Source organism: Micromonospora sp. NPDC050495 (assembly GCF_040655175.1).
In the GTDB taxonomy this organism is placed as follows: domain Bacteria; phylum Actinomycetota; class Actinomycetes; order Mycobacteriales; family Micromonosporaceae; genus Micromonospora.
This window is the reverse complement of record NZ_JBFAJK010000119.1, coordinates 1-1675: the sequence shown is the minus strand read 5'-3', so window position 1 is coordinate 1675 and position 1675 is coordinate 1. Positions and strand designations below refer to the sequence as shown.

General features: G+C 71.8%; 1 protein-coding gene. It reads right to left on the bottom strand.

Translation table 11 applies throughout. From position 1 onward, the window contains the following. On the bottom strand, nt 1–1538 hold a 1538-nt coding region (locus AB0I11_RS34340; protein WP_357330101.1), incomplete at its 3' end, for an N-acetylmuramoyl-L-alanine amidase. Between the last annotated feature and the right edge of the window lie 137 nt (nt 1539–1675).

The following is a 1675-nucleotide window of genomic DNA, read 5'->3' as shown; positions in this document are numbered from 1 at the left end:
GACGACCCGGTGGACAACGCCACATACACATCCGCCGCCGCGTCGTGGGTGAACGTCACGATGTCGTCGCGACCGTCGCCGTTCACGTCACCCACCGCCGGGACCTCGGCGCCGGGGGCGAACCAGTCGTGCCACTTGGCGCCGGCCAGGAAACCCGTGCCGGTGGACAGGCCGACGTACACGTCGCCGAGCGTGCCCTGGGTGAACACCACGATGTCGTCGCGGCCGTCGCCGTCGAAATCACCGGTCAACGGGGTCTCGCCGGTGAGCCCGAAGTAGTCGTTCCACTTGACGGACGTGCCGGCGAAGCCGGTGCCGGTGGAGGTCGAGACGTACACGTCGGCGAGGGTGCCGTGGGTGAACGCCACCACGTCGTCGCGGCCGTCGCCGGAGAAGTCGGTCGGGGAGCCACCGAAGTACCGGGCGCCCGCTCCGCCGCCGCCCTGGTTGACCAGCGAGATGTAGTAGTTCCAGTTCCAGTTGGGTCCGGGGTCGGTGTGGTCGTTGCCGGCGATCTCGTTGTGGCCCTTGATGCCGTTACGGTCCTTCGGGATGCCGTACTTGTCGCAGAGGTAGCGGGTCAGGGCCGCCGAGGAGCGGTACATGGCGTCGGTGAACCAGGCGGGATTGTCCACGTAGCCCTCGTGCTCGATGCCGAGTCCGTAGGCGTTGCCGGACCGGGCGTGGTAGGCGGTGTCGCCCTCGCGCACCATCTGGGTGATCTCGCCGTTGCTCGACTTGACGACGTAGTGGGCGCTCACCCCGGCCGACGGGTTCTGGAACCAGCTGACGGTGCCCGCGTAGGAGCCCTGGGTGACGTGGATGATCACGGTGGTGATCCGGCTGGACCGCCCGACCGCGTAGTTGGCGCTGTTCGCGGGCACCCACCGGGCCGGCGGATACTCCGGCACCGCGGCGGCGAGCGCGCCGGCCACGGTCGAGCCGGCCGGGGCCACCGCCGCGTACCGGCCGAGTTCCGGTCGCAGCCGGCGGGCCGGCACCGGCACGGGGCCGGGAATGCCCTGCTGCAACAGGTCGTAGACGGCGTCCGCGTACAGCCGGGCGGTCGCGTCGTCGGCGGCGCCGCTGTACCTCGCGACCACCGGGTACCAGGCGCTGACCCGGTTGCGGTCCGCGCCGGTGAGCCCTTCGGTGTCGGCGAGTTCGCGCAGGACGGCCGCACCGCCGCGGATGTTCGCCGGGGTGGCCGACTTCAGTCGCGCGACCGGCTCGCCGGTCAGCGTCGCCGCCCGTTCCAGCGTGTGCCGGGTGGGGTTGCTGACCAGGTGCATCACCCCGTACCCGTTGGCCTGGCTGGGTTTGCCGCCGTGGGCGTCGAGCCGGGACTCGCCGTAGCCGACGGCGACCAGCACGTCCCTGGGTACGCCGAACTCGTGCGCCGCCCGCTGGAAGGCCGAGTCCACCGCGTCGCGGGGCGCGGCCGTGGCCGGCGTGGGCGGGGCCGCGACCGCGCCGGCGAGCGCCGCGGCGGCCAGGGCGACGGCGCCGCGGCGCCATCTCGATCGCGTTCCGGCCATCGGGGCCTCCCATCCGGGGATCACAGGGTCGCCTCGTTGCCGAGGCCGAAGTAGTCGTGCCATTTGGTGCCGGCGGTGAAGGTGGTGCCGGTGGACAGGCCTACGTAGATGTCGTTGGTGGTGCCTTTGGTGAACAC